At 67.7% G+C, this 17,662-nt stretch carries 15 protein-coding genes; 13 read left to right on the plus strand and 2 right to left on the minus strand.

What is annotated here, in order from left to right; all coding sequences use genetic code 11:
• Positions 1–304: 304 nt before the first annotated feature.
• Together POL67_RS21580 and POL67_RS21585 are read left to right on the plus strand one after the other, a co-directional pair.
• Complete coding sequence (locus POL67_RS21580; RefSeq protein ID WP_271919954.1) at positions 305–1,423, plus strand: anthranilate phosphoribosyltransferase; 1,119 nt, start codon at positions 305–307, stop codon at positions 1,421–1,423.
• An 86-nt stretch (positions 1,424–1,509) separates the two neighbouring features.
• The gene (locus tag POL67_RS21585) at positions 1,510–1,815 is read left to right on the plus strand and encodes an NHLP leader peptide family RiPP precursor (RefSeq protein WP_271919956.1); all 306 of its coding nucleotides are present in this window, start codon (positions 1,510–1,512) and stop codon (positions 1,813–1,815) included.
• Between the two features lie 314 nt (positions 1,816–2,129).
• Here POL67_RS21585 and POL67_RS21590 read toward each other — a convergent pair whose 3' ends face one another.
• Positions 2,130–3,899, minus strand: coding sequence for a S53 family peptidase (locus POL67_RS21590; RefSeq protein WP_271919958.1), 1,770 nt, complete (start codon positions 3,897–3,899; stop codon positions 2,130–2,132).
• Positions 3,896–5,686, minus strand: coding sequence for an NAD(P)/FAD-dependent oxidoreductase (locus POL67_RS21595; RefSeq protein WP_271919960.1), 1,791 nt, complete (start codon positions 5,684–5,686; stop codon positions 3,896–3,898). The genes POL67_RS21590 and POL67_RS21595 overlap by 4 nt, the downstream gene beginning before the upstream one ends.
• A gap of 62 nt (positions 5,687–5,748) precedes the next feature.
• On the opposite strand from POL67_RS21595, the gene POL67_RS21600 reads away from it, so the two are divergent.
• From POL67_RS21600 to coxB, 11 genes are all read left to right on the plus strand, one after another.
• Positions 5,749–6,615, plus strand: coding sequence for an iron-containing redox enzyme family protein (locus POL67_RS21600; protein WP_271919962.1), 867 nt, complete (start codon positions 5,749–5,751; stop codon positions 6,613–6,615).
• A 55-nt stretch (positions 6,616–6,670) separates the two neighbouring features.
• Positions 6,671–7,375, plus strand: coding sequence for an aspartyl/asparaginyl beta-hydroxylase domain-containing protein (locus POL67_RS21605; protein WP_271919964.1), 705 nt, complete (start codon positions 6,671–6,673; stop codon positions 7,373–7,375).
• A gap of 263 nt (positions 7,376–7,638) precedes the next feature.
• A complete protein-coding gene (locus tag POL67_RS21610) occupies positions 7,639–8,292 on the plus strand; it encodes a cytochrome c3 family protein (RefSeq protein WP_271919966.1) in 654 nt (217 codons plus the stop codon).
• Positions 8,289–11,273, plus strand: coding sequence for a TAT-variant-translocated molybdopterin oxidoreductase (locus POL67_RS21615; RefSeq protein ID WP_271919968.1), 2,985 nt, complete (start codon positions 8,289–8,291; stop codon positions 11,271–11,273). The genes POL67_RS21610 and POL67_RS21615 overlap by 4 nt, the downstream gene beginning before the upstream one ends.
• The gene (gene nrfD, locus POL67_RS21620) at positions 11,270–12,790 is read left to right on the plus strand and encodes an NrfD/PsrC family molybdoenzyme membrane anchor subunit (protein ID WP_271919970.1); all 1,521 of its coding nucleotides are present in this window, start codon (positions 11,270–11,272) and stop codon (positions 12,788–12,790) included. The genes POL67_RS21615 and nrfD overlap by 4 nt, the downstream gene beginning before the upstream one ends.
• A complete protein-coding gene (locus POL67_RS21625; protein ID WP_271919972.1) occupies positions 12,783–13,349 on the plus strand; it encodes a DUF3341 domain-containing protein in 567 nt (188 codons plus the stop codon). The genes nrfD and POL67_RS21625 overlap by 8 nt, the downstream gene beginning before the upstream one ends.
• Entirely contained in the window at positions 13,346–13,957 is a 612-nt protein-coding gene (locus POL67_RS21630; protein ID WP_271919974.1) for a c-type cytochrome, read from the plus strand. The genes POL67_RS21625 and POL67_RS21630 overlap by 4 nt, the downstream gene beginning before the upstream one ends.
• The gene (locus tag POL67_RS21635) at positions 13,954–15,189 is read left to right on the plus strand and encodes a hypothetical protein (protein ID WP_271919976.1); all 1,236 of its coding nucleotides are present in this window, start codon (positions 13,954–13,956) and stop codon (positions 15,187–15,189) included. Before POL67_RS21630 ends, POL67_RS21635 begins: the two co-directional genes overlap by 4 nt.
• A complete protein-coding gene (locus tag POL67_RS21640; RefSeq protein WP_271919978.1) occupies positions 15,186–15,854 on the plus strand; it encodes a hypothetical protein in 669 nt (222 codons plus the stop codon). Before POL67_RS21635 ends, POL67_RS21640 begins: the two co-directional genes overlap by 4 nt.
• Positions 15,854–16,708: an SCO family protein gene (locus POL67_RS21645; protein ID WP_271930859.1), complete on the plus strand. Its 855-nt coding sequence runs from the start codon at positions 15,854–15,856 to the stop codon at positions 16,706–16,708. Before POL67_RS21640 ends, POL67_RS21645 begins: the two co-directional genes overlap by 1 nt.
• Entirely contained in the window at positions 16,705–17,661 is a 957-nt protein-coding gene (gene coxB, locus POL67_RS21650; protein WP_271919980.1) for a cytochrome c oxidase subunit II, read from the plus strand. The genes POL67_RS21645 and coxB overlap by 4 nt, the downstream gene beginning before the upstream one ends.
• Position 17,662: the final 1 nt, after the last annotated feature.

Below are 17,662 nucleotides of genomic sequence, written 5' to 3' on the forward strand. Positions count from 1 at the left end.
CGAACACCCGCGTGCGCCCGAAACCTGCGCCCAGGACGACGACCACGAGGCCGGGTTCCGCGGACGTCCTCCCAAGAACCGGCAGCGCTGCCGCCTTGGCTGGCAGGATCATCGCCGGCCTTGACCCAGGCTGTTCGATGAACTGCGCATCGCGCAGTTCATCGAGCTTGGGTCCAGCCCCTGGCTGGTCCGGGTCCAGGGGTGGACAACCCCTGGTCGGGGCCCGGGGTGAAACCCCGGCGCGGCGCCCCTGCCTCGTCCCCCTTCTCGGTTTGTCGTGATCGGGGTAGGCTCCCTCGAAGCAATGTTCGACGAAGACAAGCTCCGCGCCTTCGGCCGCCTCGTGGTCAAGCTTCAGCAGCGCGAGGATCTTACCCGGGGTGAGGTGCGCGAGGCTTACCGGCAGATCTGGCGCAACGAGCAGCCCGAGCTCCACCAGGGCGCCTTCATCGCTGCCCTCCGCGCCAAGGGGGAGTCCCAGGCCGAGCTCACCGGCGTCGTCGAGGCCTTCCAGGACGAGTGGCGCCTCTGGTTCCCCCACACCGTCCGCTCCCCGGAACCGCCCCTCAGCATCGCCGGCGTCGGCATGGACACCCTGAAGACCGTCAACGTCTCCAGCGGCGCTGCCGTCCTCGCCGCCGCCTGCGGCCTCTACGTCCACAAACCCGGTGCTCCTGCCCTCACCGGGGTCAGCGGCGCGGCTGACATGTTTGCTCATTGGGGCGTCGACCTCGATGCCCCCGGGGAGGCCCAGGTCAAGAGCACCGAGACTTGCCGCCTCGGCTTTACCTCCGTCGTGGGCCGCGCCTTCATGACGAGCGGCTTTGCCCGCGTGATCAGCCAGATCCGCATCGGCACCTCCTTCCACATCGGCGGCCCCCTCGTCCGCCACGTCGGCGAGCGCCACAAGATTGCCGGCGTCCCCGAGCCCCGCCTCGTTCGCATCGTCTGCGAGGTCATGCGGGATCTCGGCTACGAGCGCGCCCTCGTCCCCTGCGCCGAGTCCACGGCCCATCCCGGCCGCTACCTCGACGAGATTGGCAATGTCGGCCCCACGCACGTCGCCGAGCTGCTCCCCGGCGGCGAGATCCGCGAATACACGATCCGCCCCGAAGACGCCGGCCTGCGCGAGGCCCCCTTCGAAGCCATCGCCTCCCGCGGCACCGCCGAAGAGAACGCCCGCGTCCTCGCCCGCGCCCTCGCCGGCAAGCTCGAAGGCCCCATCGTCGACGTGCTCCTCCTGAACGCCGCCGCCGGCCTGAAGCTGATGGGCAAGGCCGACTCGCTCACCACAGGCGTCGAGCAAGCGCGCCGCGCAATCCACGAAGGCCGCGCGATCGCGCAGCTCCGCGCGCTGATCGAGGCCCAAAACCCGCAGCCCGCCGCAGGTCGCGCCAAGCTCGAAACTTTCCTCGCGGACTAAAAGTCGCCGGAACCACGTGACGAGGCCCCCTCCGGTGGGTATCCTCGGCGCATTGCGTCGTCCGCCGTGAACGGGGAAGATTTCCGATGACGAACAAGACCACCTACACGAAACACATCGAGATGTCGGCCGACGAGATGGCAAACCTGGCCGTCTGGGACCGCGCCGTCCTCCGCGCCTGGCAGGACCCCGAGTTCCGCCAAAAGCTCATCGACGACCCGAACAAGGTCCTCTCCGATCTCGGCTTCAAGGTCCCCCCCGGCGTCGCCTTCGTGGTCGTGGAAAACACCGCCGAGCGCCGCCACATCGTCCTGCCCTCCGCCCCCTCCGGCGACGTCTCCGTCCTGCCGCTCGATACGTCGCCGCTGCACGACTACGACCCCGGGTTCTGAGCCGGGGTTTCACCCCGGACCCCGACCAGGGGTTGTCCACCCCTGGACCCGGACCAGCCAGGGGCTGGACCCAAGCTCGATGAACTGCGCGATGCGCAGTTCATCGAACAGGCCCGGTCAAGACCGGCGACGACCCTGCCAACCAAGACAGCCGCGCTGTGGGTTCTGCTGGCGACCTGGGTTCTTCGTCGGCCTGTTTGAAAAACTGCGCGGAGCGCAGTTTTTCAACCCTGGGTCCAGCCCCTGGCTGGTCCGGGGTCGAGGGGGCGGACAGCCCCCCGCGGGGTCCGGGGCGGCGCCCCGGCGCGACGAGGTTACCGTCGCCGCGTGACGAGCTCGATGAGGCGCGTCACGTCGGGGACGCCGAGGCCTGTTGCTGGGTCCCAGCCGGGGCCGGCTGAGTAGCCTGACAGTCGGTGGATGACGGCCTTGCCGTGCGCGTTGAGCACGTTCATGGCCACGTCCGTGCTCCCCTCGGAGATCTCGCGGAAGGGTGCTGGGTTTTCCTTCCGGAGTGCGTAGAGCATCGGGTTGATGAAGCCCACGCGGCCGAGGCCTGCTGCGCGCCGTGCTTGGTTCATGAGCGCCACGATCGCTGCCCAGATCGGCGCTGCCACGCTGGTGCCGCCGGCGTAGTCGACCCACTGCCCACACGCGACCGCCTGGTAGCCTTGCATCGTGAGCGGCTGGTTCGACGCGCGTTGCACCGCCGAGCCCGAGGCCATGAGCGCGACGTCCGGGAAGCCGCGGCCGTACGGCACGACCGCTGGCTCGCCCTCGCCACGCGCGTACCAGCCCTTCAGCGTGTCGCTTTGCCATTTCGGGATGGGCACCTCGCGGCTGAACCCGCCGCTCGACGCGAGTCGCACGAAATGAAGCACCCGCCCGAGCCCGGGCGGCGGCGGCCCGCTCCACGCGATCTCCGTGAGTGGCGCCCGACCCGTGATCATCGTGCCCCCGACCGAGAGCACGCGCTCCTCCACCGCCGGAAACACCCCGTGTGGCCAGGGTGCGTCCCCGACGTACCTCCCGTCCTTGATCGTGCGCGGCACGCCGTCGAATGCGCCCCAGTCGCCCGCCGCGCTGATCACCGTGACGCCGATGGCTGCGGCCTGGTCGAGCAGGCCGCTCACGACGCGGCGCCCGTGCACGCGGTAGTAGCTGCGCTCGGGCGTGATCCAGCTCGTCGAGACGATCGTCGGCATGTTCTCGCGGTCGCCGATGACCTTGAGCAGGAACGTCACCCATGGGTCGGCGATCACCATCGGATCGACGAAGTACACGAGGATCCGCGCGCCCGGCGCCATCGCGCCCACCCACTCGACGGTCATCGCGACCTCGAGCGTGTAGAGCTTGTTCGCGCTCGTCACCTTCGAGGGCCGGGATCCCACGTGGTACGTCTTGATCTCCGGCGGATGCGGGATCCCGTGGGCGTCCCAGAACGCGTGGAGATCACTCTCTTCGAGCGCGCCGCCGAGCATGAGCAGCGCGATCGTCTCGCCCGACCCGTCGAGCTCGGTCGCCTTGGGGAAGCGGTAGATCGCGCGGACGTCCGCGGGGGTCAGGCCAAAGCCAGGCTCGGGGCGGCTCTCGCGCGCGCCTTCGAGCGTGGGGAACTGCATCGGGTGCTCGGCGCCCGCGTCCGCGACCATCGTGCTGCGCGCGCGGTTGCCGCTCTGCCGGACCTTCACGGACTGCACGTACTGCGCGATCTGCCGCGGGATCGGCCATTCCATGGGCGTGAGCGCGCGCTCGTCCTTCTCCTTGTCGTCGAGCCAGCGCCGGCACTCGGCGCCGAACGTGCGGCCCACGGCCTCCTTCGTGGTCTTCACGAAGATCGTTTGTCCCGACACGCTGCGCACGTCCATGTGCGGCATGCCGTGCTCTTCGAGCCACGCGAGCACGGCGCGGCGCTCGTCCGAGGGCAGCGTCACGAACTTGCGCAGCTCCTCGCGCTCGAGGTGCTGCGCGCGCTTGTTGTCGTCCGGGTGGCTCGCCGCCTCCGCCGCGCGCCGGATCGACTCCCGATCATGCTCGTGAAGGACGAACACGAGCGTCAGCTCGTCGTTTCCGTAGGCGGTCAAGCCGTGGCCCCCGGCGCGAGCTTCACGAACCCTTTTTTCGCGGCGGCGCGGACGACGGAGAGCGTCGCGGCGCGGATCGCCTCGGGCGAGGCGTACCCCGCGGGCAAGAGGCGCGGGGCCTCGGCGAGCAGCGACGCGACGTCGTGGTGGCGCCCCATCGCCTCGACGACGGGCCCGAGCGCAGGCGCGATCTTGCTCGGCGCCGCGTGCGTGCGATGCGTGAAGTCGGCGTCGTCGCTGACGAGATCGTAGAAGACGTCGAGCTGGCCCGTCGGTTTGCCCTCGGTCGCCATGGGCTCGGTGCGCAGCGCCAGCCGGAAGCGCGCGAGGTGCTCGATCGCCTGCTTCGGCAGCGCCTCCGGCGGCGGCAGCCCGTCCTCGTAGAAGACGTTGTACACGTCGCCCTGGAGGCCCGTGATGCCCGCGACGAGCGGGATCACCGTGTCGTCCGTGACCGCGCGGAGCGTCGGGAAGAACCCGGCGCTCGCCATGGTGAAGGCCTGCCGATCGTCGACCGCGAGCTTGCCCGAGGCGTTCACGAGCGTCTGCGCCTCCCACCACCACGAGGGCGCCGCGCGGTTGTTGCCGTAGAAGTAACGCGCGAGCCGGAGGAACGAGCCTGCCTCGCCGCGGATGTAGTCGGCGTAGGCGCGCCAGAGCGCGTCCTCGGGCAGGTCTCGCCGCGCGCGGGCCGTGCGGTACGTGTACGCTGCGCGATGGCCACTCTGCATCGCGAGCGTCACGCCCGACGAGAGGATCGGATCGACGAAGATCGCCGCGTCTCCGGCCGTGGCCCAGCCCGGTCCCGTGGGGCTCTTCGCCCACGACGACCAGTCGCGGGTCACCGAGATGCGCTTGCCGCCGCCGATGAAGTCGTCGCGGTTCGTCGCGCGCGAGAGCAGGCCCCGCACCTCGGGGCAGCCCTGGATCGTCTCGTGGTAAAACGACTCGGGATCCTGGCTCTGGAGCGCGTCCTTGAAGTGCGCCGTGTTCGTCACGACGCCGACGCTGATGAGGTCTTGCGCGACGGGGATGTACCAGATCCAGCCTTTGTCGACCGAGCAGATGAACACGTTCGTCCGGTCGCGCGTGCCCCGGTAGAGGATCTTCCACTCGGCCCCGGACCAGTAGCCGTAGACCGCGTAGTTGTTCATGTGCGGATCGAAGACGCGGCCCCCCGGCGTGAAGCGCGTGCCTTGCCCGCTCGCGTCGAGGATGAACGAGGTCTCGATCGTGCCCTCGCGGCCCTGATCATCCTCCCAGTCGACGCCCGTGACGCGGCCGTGTTCGTCCTTGTGGATCGTCTTGCCGCGTGTCCCCTCGCGCACGTCGGCGCCGAAGTCCCGCGCGCGGTTCATGATCATGTGGTCGAACTCGGCGCGCCGGACGTTGAAGGCGTTGAACGTCTCGTCGCGCTCTTCGGGGCGGCGGAGGAGCTTCGAAAAATCCTGGCCGAGGACGTTCAGCACCTCGGCGCCCTCGTGGACGCGGACGTCGCCGAGCTTGAGGTAGTCGGCGTCCCAGGGCGTCCGATCGCGGCCCCACACGAACGTGATGCCCATCTTGCGGATGAACCCCGCGCGTCCGAGATCGTCGTAGATCCCGAGATCCCGGAGGACCGGGTTCAGCGCGGGGATGAGGGACTCGCCGATGTGGTACCGCGGGAAGCGCGCCTTCTCGAGGACCGTGACCGAGAGGTTCGGCTCGTACTTCTTGAGGATGGCGGCGAAGGTGCTGCCTGCAGGACCCCCGCCGAGGACGACCACGTCGCGACGCTCGATGCCCATGATGCGAGGTCGATTATCACGCGGCGCGCACGCCTGGAAGCCTCGCGCCCGATGGGGTATCCGTGGCCCCGAGGGCCGAGGAGGAGTCGCCGATCGTGCAGGGTTCCGACATCACGTGGGCGCGTATCGCGGAAGGCAAGATCGTGGTCGCGACGAGCGCGCGGGCGTTCCTGCACGAAGAAGAGCTGGCCTTCGGCGGGCCGTTCTCGGTGCCGCCGGAGGGGCCGGCGAGCCTCGCAGCGACGCGGAATCTGCTCGATGGCGCGCTGGGCGTCGCGCAACGGGAAGGGGCCGCGCCGCCGCGGCGAGAGCTCACGCTCGCAGGCTGGATCCACCGTCTCGCAGGGTACTTTCACACGACCCACGCGACGCCCAGGCTCATGATCGAGGCCGCCGCGCGCTTCGAAGGGGAGGGGCGCGCGGCGCTCGCGGCGTGGGCGCATGAAAAGTCGCGCGACGAGCACGGGCACGATGCGCTCGCGCTGCGCGATCTCGCGTCGCTCGGCTACGACGCCCGCGCGCTCGTCGCCGCGCACGTGCCGGAGACCGCGGCGGCGCTCGTCGATTTCTTCACGTCGCTCGTGCGTGGCCCGGGAGATCCAGCGCGGTGCGTGGGCTACGCGTTCGCGCTGGAGCGCCTCGCCGCGACGCGGAGCGCGGCCGAGGTGCGCGTGGTGCAAGCCGTGCTGCCGAGCGGCGTCGATGCGACGCGATGCCTGCGCGTGCACAGCGCTGCCGGCACCGACGCGGATCACGTCGACGACATCGTCACGCTCGTCTCCGGCCTCCCGCACGGCGAACGCGAGGCGATCGCGAGGGCCGCTTACGAGACCACCCGGATCGGGAGATTTGCGCGCGGGAGTTCGGCCCGCAGCGACGACGATCTTTCCGTGATGTTCGAGCCGTTTCGCGTCAAGCTCGGCGCTTGACACGGGGGGCCCGCGTCGGCTGCGATGCTCGGCCTCTCGACAGGAGAGAGAGCGGATGTACCAGAGGCGTCACGTCCCGAGCCCGCGCGCGCTGCCCAAGACCTATCGTTTCCTGCGGCTTCCGCTCGTGATCGACGTCGCGCCGATCGTCGCCGAGATCGAAGCGGCGGACATCACGTGGCTGCCGAGCCAGTGGAAGTGGCACCTCGGCACGTCGTTTTGCATCCTGCGCGGCGGCGAGGAGCGCGGCTGGCCCGGCAGTCGGCTCACGAGCGGCGGCGGCATCGACGCCCCTGCGCTCGCGCCTCTCCCGCGCCTGCGCGAGCTGCTCGACACGGCCTTTCCTGCGCGCCCCGTCTCGGCGTGGCTCGGGTTGAGCCCGCCGGATTCGCGCATCCATCTGCACGTCGACAACACGCCCCACTGGGACGAACACCACCGCTTCCACGTCCCGCTGATCACGACGCCGGCCGCGCGTCTCTGCGTCGCGGGCCGCTTCCTGCATCTGCCCGCGGGCACCGTGTGGGCCTTCAACAACAGCGTGCCGCACGGCGCGGAAAACCTTGGATCGCCGCGGATTCACCTCATGGTGGATCTGCCGCCCGTGCCGCCCGTCGAGGCCCTCGTCGCCGCGGGCACGCCGGAAGAAGGCGCGAAAGATCCCGAGGCGATGGCCCGTTTGTCGCGGGATCCGATGGCGTCGTTGCCCGAGACGATGAAGTCGGACGCGTATCTGCTCTGGCGACTCGCGCAGCAGTAGTCCGCGCGGGGCAGGGGAGGGGGGCGCGTGGTTCGCGTCCGGACCAAACCCGGCTCGACGAACCTGAAACGTTTCCTTACGGAACGTTCTTCTGTGGCCGAAAATGTCCCTACATGTGGCCCGACGAACCGTTGGTCGGACCGTAAGGGGAGGGGCGCGGCAAGTTGCCGCAGGTGTGCGGCGCTTTGCCATCTTGCCCTCGTCGGCTGGGGACGGCAAAACCCGCCCGCGTCGTCGGGAATTCCCGATGATCGAGCGTCCACATGGCGAGATACCTATTCCCAAAGTGGTCCAACCGGGTGCTGCCGATGGTGGCCGCCTTCGTACTTGCTCCGCTTGGCACCGCGGCTGCGGGCGGCCTTTGGTACTACGGTACCAACAAGCACGTCGAAGTTGGCTACACGCCCACACAACCCGTGGACTACAGCCACAAGCTGCATGCCGGCGATCTCGGCATCGACTGCCGTTACTGTCATACGGCCGTCGATAAGAGCGCCCAAGCGTCCGTCCCCTCCACCGAGACGTGCATGAACTGCCACTCGAAGGTGAAGACGGATAGTCAAAAGCTTCTTCCCGTGCGGGAGAGCTTCGCCTCGGGGAACCCCATCCCCTGGGTACGCGTCCACAACCTGGCCGACTACGCGTACTTCAACCACCAGGCCCACGCGACCGCAGGAGTGGCTTGTCAGAGCTGCCACGGCCGCGTCGACCAGATGATCAAGGTGAGTCAAGCCCAGCCCCTCTCCATGGGCTGGTGCCTCGACTGTCATCGGAATCCCGAGCCGAACCTCCGGGATCCGAAGGACATCACCAAGATGGTCGACGAGACCGTGCCGGCGAGCGTCGCGAACCTCGCGGCACCGCCCTCCCAGCGCAAGGTCTCGCCTCCCGTTCATTGCTCGGGGTGCCACCGATGAAGCGAGCTCCGTATCCCATCGAGCCGGATACGTCCGGAAAGAACTACTGGCGGAGCGTCGACGAGCTCGAGAAGTCGCCGTCGTTCGCAGAGGACCTCACGCGCGAGTTCCCGGAGGGCGCCGCCGAGGCGCCGCAAGGGACGAGCCGCCGAGGCTTCCTCGCCATCATGGGCGCATCGATGGCCCTCGGCGGACTCGCGGCGTGCCGCAGGCCCGAAGAGGTCATCGTCCCCTACACGCGCGCGCCGGAGGAGATCGTCCCCGGCCGTCCGCTCTTCTTCTCGACCGCGATGCCGATCCTCGGCACCGCGATCGGCCTCGTCGTCGAGACGCACGAGGGCCGGCCGACGAAGATCGAGGGCAACCCCCGCCACCCCGAGAGCCTCGGGGCGACGAACTCGTTCGTGCAAGCGTCGGTGCTCGATCTCTACGATCCCGATCGCAGCCAGAGCCCGCAGGAGAAGGGCGAGGCGCGGACGTGGGACGACGCGAGCGTGTTTCTGCGCAAGCTCGGCGACGACGCGAAGAAGAAGAACGGCAAGGGGCTCGCGGTCCTCGTCGAGGATCACCGCTCGCCCACGGTCGCCGCGCAGCTCGACGCGCTCCTCAAGCTGATGCCTGACGCGCGCGTCGTGCGCTACGAGGCGTTCGGCCGGGACGTGACGGAGGAAGCCGCGCGGATCGCCTTCGGCAAGGCGCTCGTGCCCATCTACGACATCGGCGCGGCCGACGTCGTGGTCTCGCTCGACGCGGACTTCCTCCTCAACGAGGGCAGCGTCGTGAAGAACGTGCGCGCCTTCGCGGACCGGCGGAACCCGGACAGCAAGGACAAGCCGATGAACCGGTTCTACGCGATCGAGAGCTCCTTCTCGGTCACGGGGACGAGCGCGGATCATCGGTTGCGCCTCCAGAGCCACAAGATCCCGGCGCTCGCGTACGCGCTCGCGCAGGAGATCGCCGCGGCCGCGAAGGTGGAGCTGCCGGCGGACATCACGTCCGCGCTCGGCGGCGCCGGCGCGCTCGATCCGCAGGCCACGAAGATGGTCAAGGCCATCGCGGCCGACATCGCGAAGCGGAACGGCGCGGCCTTGATCGTCGTGGGGCGCAAGCAGCCCCCGGCCGTGCACGCGCTCTTCCACGCGGTGCATCGCGCGATCGGCGCGGTCGGCAAGACCGTGAAGCTCGTGCGCCCGTTCGACGAGGTGAAGGGCGGCCCGGCCGAGGTCGTGACCCTCGGCAAGGACCTCCAGGCAGGCACGATCGACACGTTGATCGTGCTCGGCGGCAACCCTGCGTTCAACGCGCCCGCGGACGTCCGCGACGCGTTCACGAAGGCGAAGACGCTGGTCCACGTGGGCACGCACGTCGACGAGACGGGCAAGGCCGCGGCGTGGCACCTGAACCGCGCGCACGCGCTGGAGAGCTGGGGCGACGTCCGGTCCGAGGACGGCACGGGCGCGCTCGTCCAGCCGCTCATCGCGCCGATGTACGGCGGCAAGACCGACGCGGAGATCCTCGAGATCTTCCTCGGCGGTACGCGCAAGGGCTACGACCTCGTCCGCGCGAGCTGGCACGGCGCGCAGTCGCTCGTCGCCGACTTCGAGCGTGACTTCCGGCGCGCCCTGCACGACGGCCTCTGGAAGGACAGCGCCTTCCCGGCCGAGACGGCGGATCTCGACGCGGCGAAGGTCGGCGCGGCGATCAAGGCGCAGAAGGCCGTGGCGCCCAAGGGCGACCTCGAGGTCATCTTCGACCCGGATCCGCACACGTGGGACGGCCGGTACGCGAACAACGGCTGGCTCCAGGAGATGCCGGACCCGATGGCGAAGCTCACCTGGGGCAACGTCGCGTCCCTCTCGCCCAAGACGGCGAAGGGGCTCGGCGTGGTCGATGGGGATCTCGTCAACGTGAGCGCGAACGGCGCGACGGTGACGCTCCCCGCGCTCGTGGCGCCGGGGCTGGCCGAAGGGACGATCCTCGTCACGATCGGTCAGGGCCGGAGCGCGGTCGGTCGGGTCGGCAAGAACATCGGCGTCGACACGGGCGCCTTGCGCACGAGCGCGGGCTTCCACGTCGCGGACGGCGTGTCGATCACGAAGGCGGGCGGCTCGACGAAGCTCTCGCGGACGCAGGAGCACTTCCTCACGGAGGGCCGACCGCTCGTGCACGAGGCGTCGTTCGCCAAGTACCAGGAGAACCCGCAGGTCGTCCCGCCGCCGAAGAAGTACCTGAGCCTCTTCGAGGAGCGGAAGTACGACAAGGGCCATGCCTGGGGCATGACGATCGATCTCGCCGCGTGCGTCGGCTGCAACGCTTGCAGCATCGCGTGCCAGGCGGAGAACAACATCCCGATCGTCGGCGCCGAGGGCGTGCAGAAGTCGCGCGAGATGCACTGGATGCGGATGGATCGTTACTTCGAGGGCGACCTCGAGAACCCGACGAGCGTCTCGCAGCCGATGATGTGCGTGCACTGCGAGAACGCGCCGTGCGAAGAGGTCTGCCCGGTCGCGGCGACGACGCACAGCCCCGAGGGGCTGAACGAGATGACGTACAACCGGTGCATCGGCACCAAGTACTGCGCGAACAACTGCCCCTTCAAGGTCCGAAGGTTCAACTACTTCGACTACACGAAGGACACGATCGAGCAGCACAAGATGCAGATGAACCCGGACGTCACGGTGCGGAGCCGAGGCGTCATGGAGAAGTGCACGTACTGCGTGCAGCGCATCAACCGCGCGAAGATCTCCGCGAAGGCGGAGGGTCGCGAGCGTCTCCGCGACGGCGAGGTGGTGACGGCGTGCCAGGCAGCGTGCCCGGCGCAGGCCATCCACTTCGGCGACCTGAACGACAAGCAGAGCGAGGTGGCCAAGCGCGCCGCCGGGCCGCGCGGATACAGGCTCCTGGAGGAGCTCAACGTCCGCCCGCGCACGTCGTACCTCGCCAAGATCAAGAACCCCAACCCTGAGCTGGAGGGGGCATGACCACCGCCGCCCTGCAAGAAGACACGCCCGGCAAGCGTGCTCCACTCGTCCTCGGTCACCGCGATTTCAATGCGGTGACCGAGACGGTCGCGGGGATCGTCGAGAAAAAGACGACCCCCTCGTGGCTGGTCCTTTTGGGCCTCGCGGTGAGCGTCCTGCTCATCCTGCTCGGCTCGCTCGGTAAGCTCGCGGCGGAAGGCCTCGGTATCTGGGGTCTGAACAACACGGTCTTCTGGGCCTGGGACATCACCGGCTTCGTTTTCTGGATCGGTATCGGCCACGCCGGCACGCTGATCAGCGCCATTCTCTTCCTGTTCCGGCAGAAGTGGCGCACCAGCATCAACCGCGCGGCGGAGGCGATGACGATTTTCGCCGTCATGTCGGCGGCGATTTACCCGGTGTTCCACGTCGGTCGCGTGTGGTTCGCGTATTGGCTCTTCCCAATACCGAACCAGATGAGCATGTGGCCGAACTTCAAGAGCCCGCTGCTCTGGGACGTGTTCGCGATCTCGACGTACGCGACGGTCTCGATCCTGTTCTGGTACGTCGGCCTGGTGCCGGACCTCGCGACGCTGCGTGATCGCGCGAAGACGAAGGTCCGCTCGATCGTGCTCGGCATCTTTTCGCTCGGCTGGCGCGGCTCGCACCGGAACTGGCTGAACTACGAGAAGACCTACCTCATCCTGGCCGGTCTCTCGACGCCGCTGGTTCTCTCGGTGCACACGATCGTGTCGTTCGACTTCGCCGTGTCGATCATGCCGGGCTGGCACACGACGATCTTCCCGCCGTACTTCGTCGCCGGCGCCATCTTCAGCGGCTTCGCGATGGTCGTGTCGCTGATGGTGCTCGCGCGCAAGGCGTACGGTCTCGAGGGCCTGATCACCATCAAGCACCTCGAGAACATGAACAAGATCATCCTCCTCACGGGGACGATGGTCGGTTACGCCTACGCGATCGAGTACTTCATCGCCTGGTACGGCGGCAACGAGTACGAGCGCTTCGCGTTCATCAACCGCGCGTTCGGTCCGTACAAGTGGGCGTACTGGACCATGTGGAGCTGCAACGTCTTCTCGCCGCAGCTCTTCTGGTTCAAGCGCATCCGGACCAGCATCCCGGCGATGTTCGTGATCTCGATCTTCGTGAACATCGGCATGTGGTTCGAGCGCTTCGTCATCATCGTGACGAGCCTCCACCGCGACTACATCCCCTCGAGCTGGACCTACTTCCGGCCGAGCCTCTTCGACATCTCGACGTTCCTCGGGTCGTTCGGTCTGTTCTTCACGCTGTTCCTCCTCTTCCTCCGGTTCCTGCCGGCGGTGGCCATCAGCGAGGTCAAGGGCGTGATGCCGCAGGCGGATCCGCACGCGGGCCATGGCGACGACCACGGTCACGACGCACACGACGACCACCACGAGGAGGCGAGCGCGAAGTCCGACGAGAGCGAGGACGAGGGCGACGAGGGCGAGGAGGCGTCGGAGGGCGACGCGGAGAAGGACGAGGAGGAGTCCCGTGGATAAGGCTCATCGTCACGAAGAGCTCGAGGAGGAGGCGGCGAAGCCGTTCGGCCTCATGGGCTACTTCCTCACGCCCGGCGAGCTGATGCACGCCTGTGAGAAGCTGAAGAACGCAGGGTACAAGGACTTCGACGCGCAGACTCCGTTCCCCGTGCACGGCCTGGAGAAGGCGATGGGGCTGCCCCCGTCGAAGATGCCGTGGATCGTGCTGACCTGCGGGACGGTGGGCCTGCTCAGCGCGATCGCGCTGACGGCGTTCGTCTCGTTCGACTACCCGCTCGTCATCAGCGGCAAGCCGTCGTTCTCGTACCAGGCCTACGTGCCGATCATGTTCGAGCTGACGGTGCTTTTCTCGGCGTTTGGTGCGTTCTTCGGCTTGTGGGGCGTGAACCGCCTGCCGATGTTCTACCACCCGTCGATGAAGCACCCGTCCTTCCCGCGTGCGACGGACGACGCGTTCTTCGTCACCGTCGAGGCGAAGGACCCCAAATACGACGCGTCGAAGACGAGGAAGCTCCTCGAGGAGCTCGGCGCGCGTGAGATCGTGGAGGTCACGGAATGAGGCCCGCCGCATTCCTCTTGTTCGCGCTGGCCCTCGCGGGCTGCCGCGGCAACAAAAGCGAGGAGCCGCCGGTCCATGTCTTCGGAGACATGGACTGGCAGCCCAAGTACCAGTGGGGTGAGGCGAGCTCGTTCTTCGAGGACGGCCGCGCGATGCGGCCGATCGTCGACGGGACGGTGGCGGTCGGCCACCTGGACGAGGACGACGCGTATCACCGCGGCAAGGACGCGAAGGGCGAGTTCATCGGCCGCGCGCCGGTCGAGGTGGACGAGAAGCTCGTTCGTCGTGGCCAGGAGCGCTTCAACATCTACTGCGCGCCTTGCCACGACATGTCGGGCAGCGGCCGCGGGATGGTGGTGCAGCGCGGGTTCCCCCCGCCGGTCGAGCTCTCGTCGGATCGCGTCCGGACCATGCCGGACGGGCAGATCTTCGACACCATCTCGCACGGCGTCCGGAACATGCCGGCGTATCGCAAGCAGATCCCGGTGGCTGACCGGTGGGCCATCGTCACGTGGGTGAGGGTGCTCGGCAAGAGCCAGCATGCCTCGATCGACGACGTGCCCGCCGACAAGCGCAACGCGATCGATCCAGAAGGAGACGCGCAATGAGCCAGGCGGCGGCAATGACCGCAGGTCGGGCCACGGGCGAGAAGTCGAAGAGCGACGACGCCCGGAAGCTCCCGAAAGACGTGGGCGACTCGCTCACGAAGGCGGGCATGGGGCTCGCGGTCGTGGGCGTGGTGGCGGCGGGTGCCGGATATGCGATGGACCCGAAGCGATTCGCGGCCTCGTATCTGATCGGCTTCCTGTACGTCGCGACGGTCGCGCTCGGCGGCCTGTTCTTCGTCCTGGTCCAGCACCTCGCGCGCGCGGGCTGGTCGGTGGCGGCGCGGCGGCAGATGGAGTGGCTCGCGGGCCTCCTGCCTGCGGTCGCGGTCCTCTCGATTCCGATCTTCGTCTGGGCGCACGACCTCTACCATCACTGGATGGGGCCGCAGGCGGCGACGGATCCGATCCTGCAGAAGAAGGCGGGGTACCTGAACCCCAACTTCTTCTATGGTCGGTCGGCGTTCTACGTCCTCGTGTGGGTGGCTCTCGGCCTCTACTTCACGCGCACGAGCCGCGCGCAGGACGAGAGCGGGGACACCAAGCTCACCGAGAAGATGCAGGCGGCGAGCGCGCCGGCGATGATCCTCTTCGCCCTGACGACGACGTTCGCGGCGTTCGATTGGGTGATGAGCCTCGACCCGCACTGGTACTCGACCATCTTCGGCGTGTACGTGTTCGCGGGGTGCGCGACGAGCTCGCTCTCGGTGCTCGCGCTGATCACGGTGCAGCTCCAGCAGCGCGGCTACTTCCGCAAGATCAGCACGATCGAGCACCGGCACGATATCGGCAAGCTGCTCTTCGGGTTCATCGTCTTCTTCGCGTACATCGGCTTCTCGCAGTTCCTGCTGATCTGGTACGCCGACATCCCCGAGGAGACGATCTGGTACCACCACCGCTGGGACGACGCGGGCTGGGCGAAGGTGAGCCTCGCGATCCTCTTCGGTCACTTCGTGATCCCCTTCCTCCTTCTGCTCTCGCGGCACGTGAAGCGGAATGCGCTGGGGCTCTCGGTCGGCGCCGTGATCATGCTGGTCATGCACTACGTCGACCTCTACTGGCTCGTCATGCCGACGTTCGACCACCACTTCCACTTCAGCGTGGTGGACATCTGCGGCCTGCTCGGACCGCTCGGCATCGCGGCGTTCCTGGTTGCGCGGCAGGCAGCAAAAGGCCCGCTCTACCCGCTCCGTGATCCTCGGCTCGCCGAGACCGTGAAGGTGGACAATCCATGAGCAAGAAGAAGAAGAAGAACCAGGGCCGCGCGGAGTCCGCGGCCGAGGAGACCTCGAAGGTGTCCTCGGGCGACGACGAGTCCACCTCCGAGGAGCGCGAGGACGGCGCGGAGGCCAGCGCGCACGCCGAGGATCACGACGATCACGGCGGCGACGCGCACGAGGGTGGCCACGGGCACGGCGGGCATGACCCGGTCGAGGACGATAGGCCGCGCAACGGCCTCATTGTGCTCGTCACGGTCATCACCTGCGTGGTCGTGGTGGCTCTCTGCGTCTTCGTGCGCGAGGTCTTCAACTACTACGTGGAGCGCGAGCTCCACGACAAGGTCCTCTCGCTCCAGTCGAGCGACCTTCGGGCCCTTCGCGCCGCCGAGCAGCAGAAGCTCACGCACTACCAGTGGGTGAGCAAGAAGGACGGCGTCGTGCGAATCCCGACGGATCGAGCGGTCGAGCTGACGATCGCGGGCTATCGGCAGCCGCCCATGGCCCCGCCTCTGAAGGAGGAGCCGGCCCCCACGCCCCCGCAGGACAAGCCCGAGGAGAACAAGGGCGAGAACAAGGGCGAGGAGAAGAAGGACGGCGCCAAGGTCGAGGAGAAGGGCGACAAGAAGGGCGAACCCACGGAGAAGAAGCCCGAGGACAAGCCCAAGGAGCCCAAGAAGTGATGGTTCGTCCGGGCCGCTTCCTTATGTTCGTCGCTGCCGCGCTCACGGCGGCCGTGGTCACGCTTGCGCCGGTTTCGCCGGCGTTCGCGGGGGACCCGGCGCTGCCGAAGGAGCTCGAAGGCGTGGACATCGAGGAGCGACCCGGCGCCGTCCTTCCGGCGGACGCGAAGCTCCGGGATCACGAGGGGCGCGACGTCACGCTGGGCAGTTATCTCGACGGCGAGCACCCGGTGATCCTGGTGCTCGCGTATTACGAGTGCCCGATGCTCTGCTCGCTGGTCGTGAACGGCCTGCTCCAGGGCATGAAGGGCCTCGCCTGGACGGCGGGCAAGGAGTACCGCGTCGTCGTCGTCAGCTTCGATCCCCGCGATACGTACGAGACGGCGCGCAAGAAGCGCGACTCGTACCTCGGCGTGTATGGCCGACCCGTGGCGGATCGGGGATGGGATTTCCTGGTGGGGGAGGAGGCCCAGGTGCGTCGCGTGGCCGACGCGGTGGGCTTCCGGTACCGCTGGGAAGAGGCGACGCAGCAGTATGCGCACGCGGCGGGCGTCTTCGTGTTCACGCCCGACAACAAGCTCTCGCGGACGCTGTACGGGCTCAACTACAGCGCGAAAGATCTCGAGCTGTCGTTGCTCGAGGCGTCGCAGGGCAAGCTCGCGTCCGCGTGGGGCCGCGTGCTCCTGTTCTGCTTTCATTACGATCCCGCAGAAAACAAGTATGTCCTCGCGACGAGGCGTCTGATGAAGGCGGGCGGTGTGTTCACGGTGCTGGGCCTTGGGGGTATGATCCTCGGGTTCTGGCGGCGTGAGCGTCGTCGCGCGTCGAAGTCGACGGATGGAGCTCTGGCATGACGTTTGACCCGATCGACCTCGGCTCGTTCTGGATGCCGAAGCAGTCTTCGACGATTGCGCAGGAAATCGATACTGCGTACTACATCGTCTATTGGCTGGACGTCGTGATGTTCTTTGCCCTGATGGTGCCGCTCGCGTGGTTCATGTACCGCTACAAGAGGCGGACCGCGAAGGACAAGGTCAGTGACATCACGCACAGCACGACGCTCGAGATTACGTGGACCATCATCCCGTCGATCCTCGTGATTGGCCTCTTCTTCGTGGGGCTCAGCGGGTGGATGAAGGCGATGGTCGCGCCGGGCAACGCGCTCGAGATCCGCACGACGGCGGAGATGTACATGTGGACGTTCACGTACCCGAACGGGAACGTGAGCGTGAACGAGCTCGTGGTGCCCAAGGGCCAGCCCGTGAAGCTCATCATGAGCTCGAAGGACGTCCTCCACAGCTTCTTCGTGCCCGAGTTCCGGGTGAAGCAGGACGTCGTGCCGGGCACGTACACGACGGTCTGGTTCGAGGCGACGGAGAACCGCGATACCATCCTGTTCTGCACGGAGTATTGCGGCGTCGGCCACTCGGACATGCTCGCCAAGGTGCGGGTGATGGACAAGGCCGACTACGACAACTGGCAGGAGACCGGCCTCATGCCCGGCGAGAAGCCGCTTCCCCCGGCGGAGCTCGGCAAGAAGCTCTACGCGACGCGTAGCTGCAACACCTGCCACTCGCTCGATGGGTCCCGCATCCAGGGCCCGACGTTCAAGGGGGTCTTCGGTCGAACGGAGCAGATCGCGGACGGTTCGTCGGTCAAGGTCGACGAGAACTACATCCGCGAGAGCTTGCTCGAGCCGAACAAGAAGGTGGTCAGTGGGTACCCGGCGGTCATGCCGACCTACAAGGGCCTGCTCAAGGAAACGGACATCGACGCGCTCATCGCGTACCTGAAGACGGTCCAGTAGG

It is taken from the genome of Polyangium mundeleinium (assembly GCF_028369105.1).
Lineage (GTDB): Bacteria > Myxococcota_A > Polyangia > Polyangiales > Polyangiaceae > Polyangium > Polyangium mundeleinium.

Excerpts from the sequence above, each read along its gene's own strand:
- POL67_RS21580 (WP_271919954.1), top strand. The coding sequence starts at position 305 with ATGTTCGACGAAGACAAGCTCCGCGCCTTCGGCCGCCTCGTGGTCAAG.
- POL67_RS21585 (WP_271919956.1), top strand. The coding sequence starts at position 1,510 with ATGACGAACAAGACCACCTACACGAAACACATCGAGATGTCGGCCGAC.
- POL67_RS21595 (WP_271919960.1), bottom strand. The coding sequence starts at position 5,686 with ATGGGCATCGAGCGTCGCGACGTGGTCGTCCTCGGCGGGGGTCCTGCA.
- POL67_RS21605 (WP_271919964.1), top strand. The coding sequence starts at position 6,671 with ATGTACCAGAGGCGTCACGTCCCGAGCCCGCGCGCGCTGCCCAAGACC.
- POL67_RS21610 (WP_271919966.1), top strand. The coding sequence starts at position 7,639 with ATGGCGAGATACCTATTCCCAAAGTGGTCCAACCGGGTGCTGCCGATG.
- POL67_RS21615 (WP_271919968.1), top strand. The coding sequence starts at position 8,289 with ATGAAGCGAGCTCCGTATCCCATCGAGCCGGATACGTCCGGAAAGAAC.
- nrfD (WP_271919970.1), top strand. The coding sequence starts at position 11,270 with ATGACCACCGCCGCCCTGCAAGAAGACACGCCCGGCAAGCGTGCTCCA.
- POL67_RS21630 (WP_271919974.1), top strand. The coding sequence starts at position 13,346 with ATGAGGCCCGCCGCATTCCTCTTGTTCGCGCTGGCCCTCGCGGGCTGC.
- POL67_RS21635 (WP_271919976.1), top strand. The coding sequence starts at position 13,954 with ATGAGCCAGGCGGCGGCAATGACCGCAGGTCGGGCCACGGGCGAGAAG.
- POL67_RS21640 (WP_271919978.1), top strand. The coding sequence starts at position 15,186 with ATGAGCAAGAAGAAGAAGAAGAACCAGGGCCGCGCGGAGTCCGCGGCC.
- POL67_RS21645 (WP_271930859.1), top strand. The coding sequence starts at position 15,854 with ATGGTTCGTCCGGGCCGCTTCCTTATGTTCGTCGCTGCCGCGCTCACG.
- coxB (WP_271919980.1), top strand. The coding sequence starts at position 16,705 with ATGACGTTTGACCCGATCGACCTCGGCTCGTTCTGGATGCCGAAGCAG.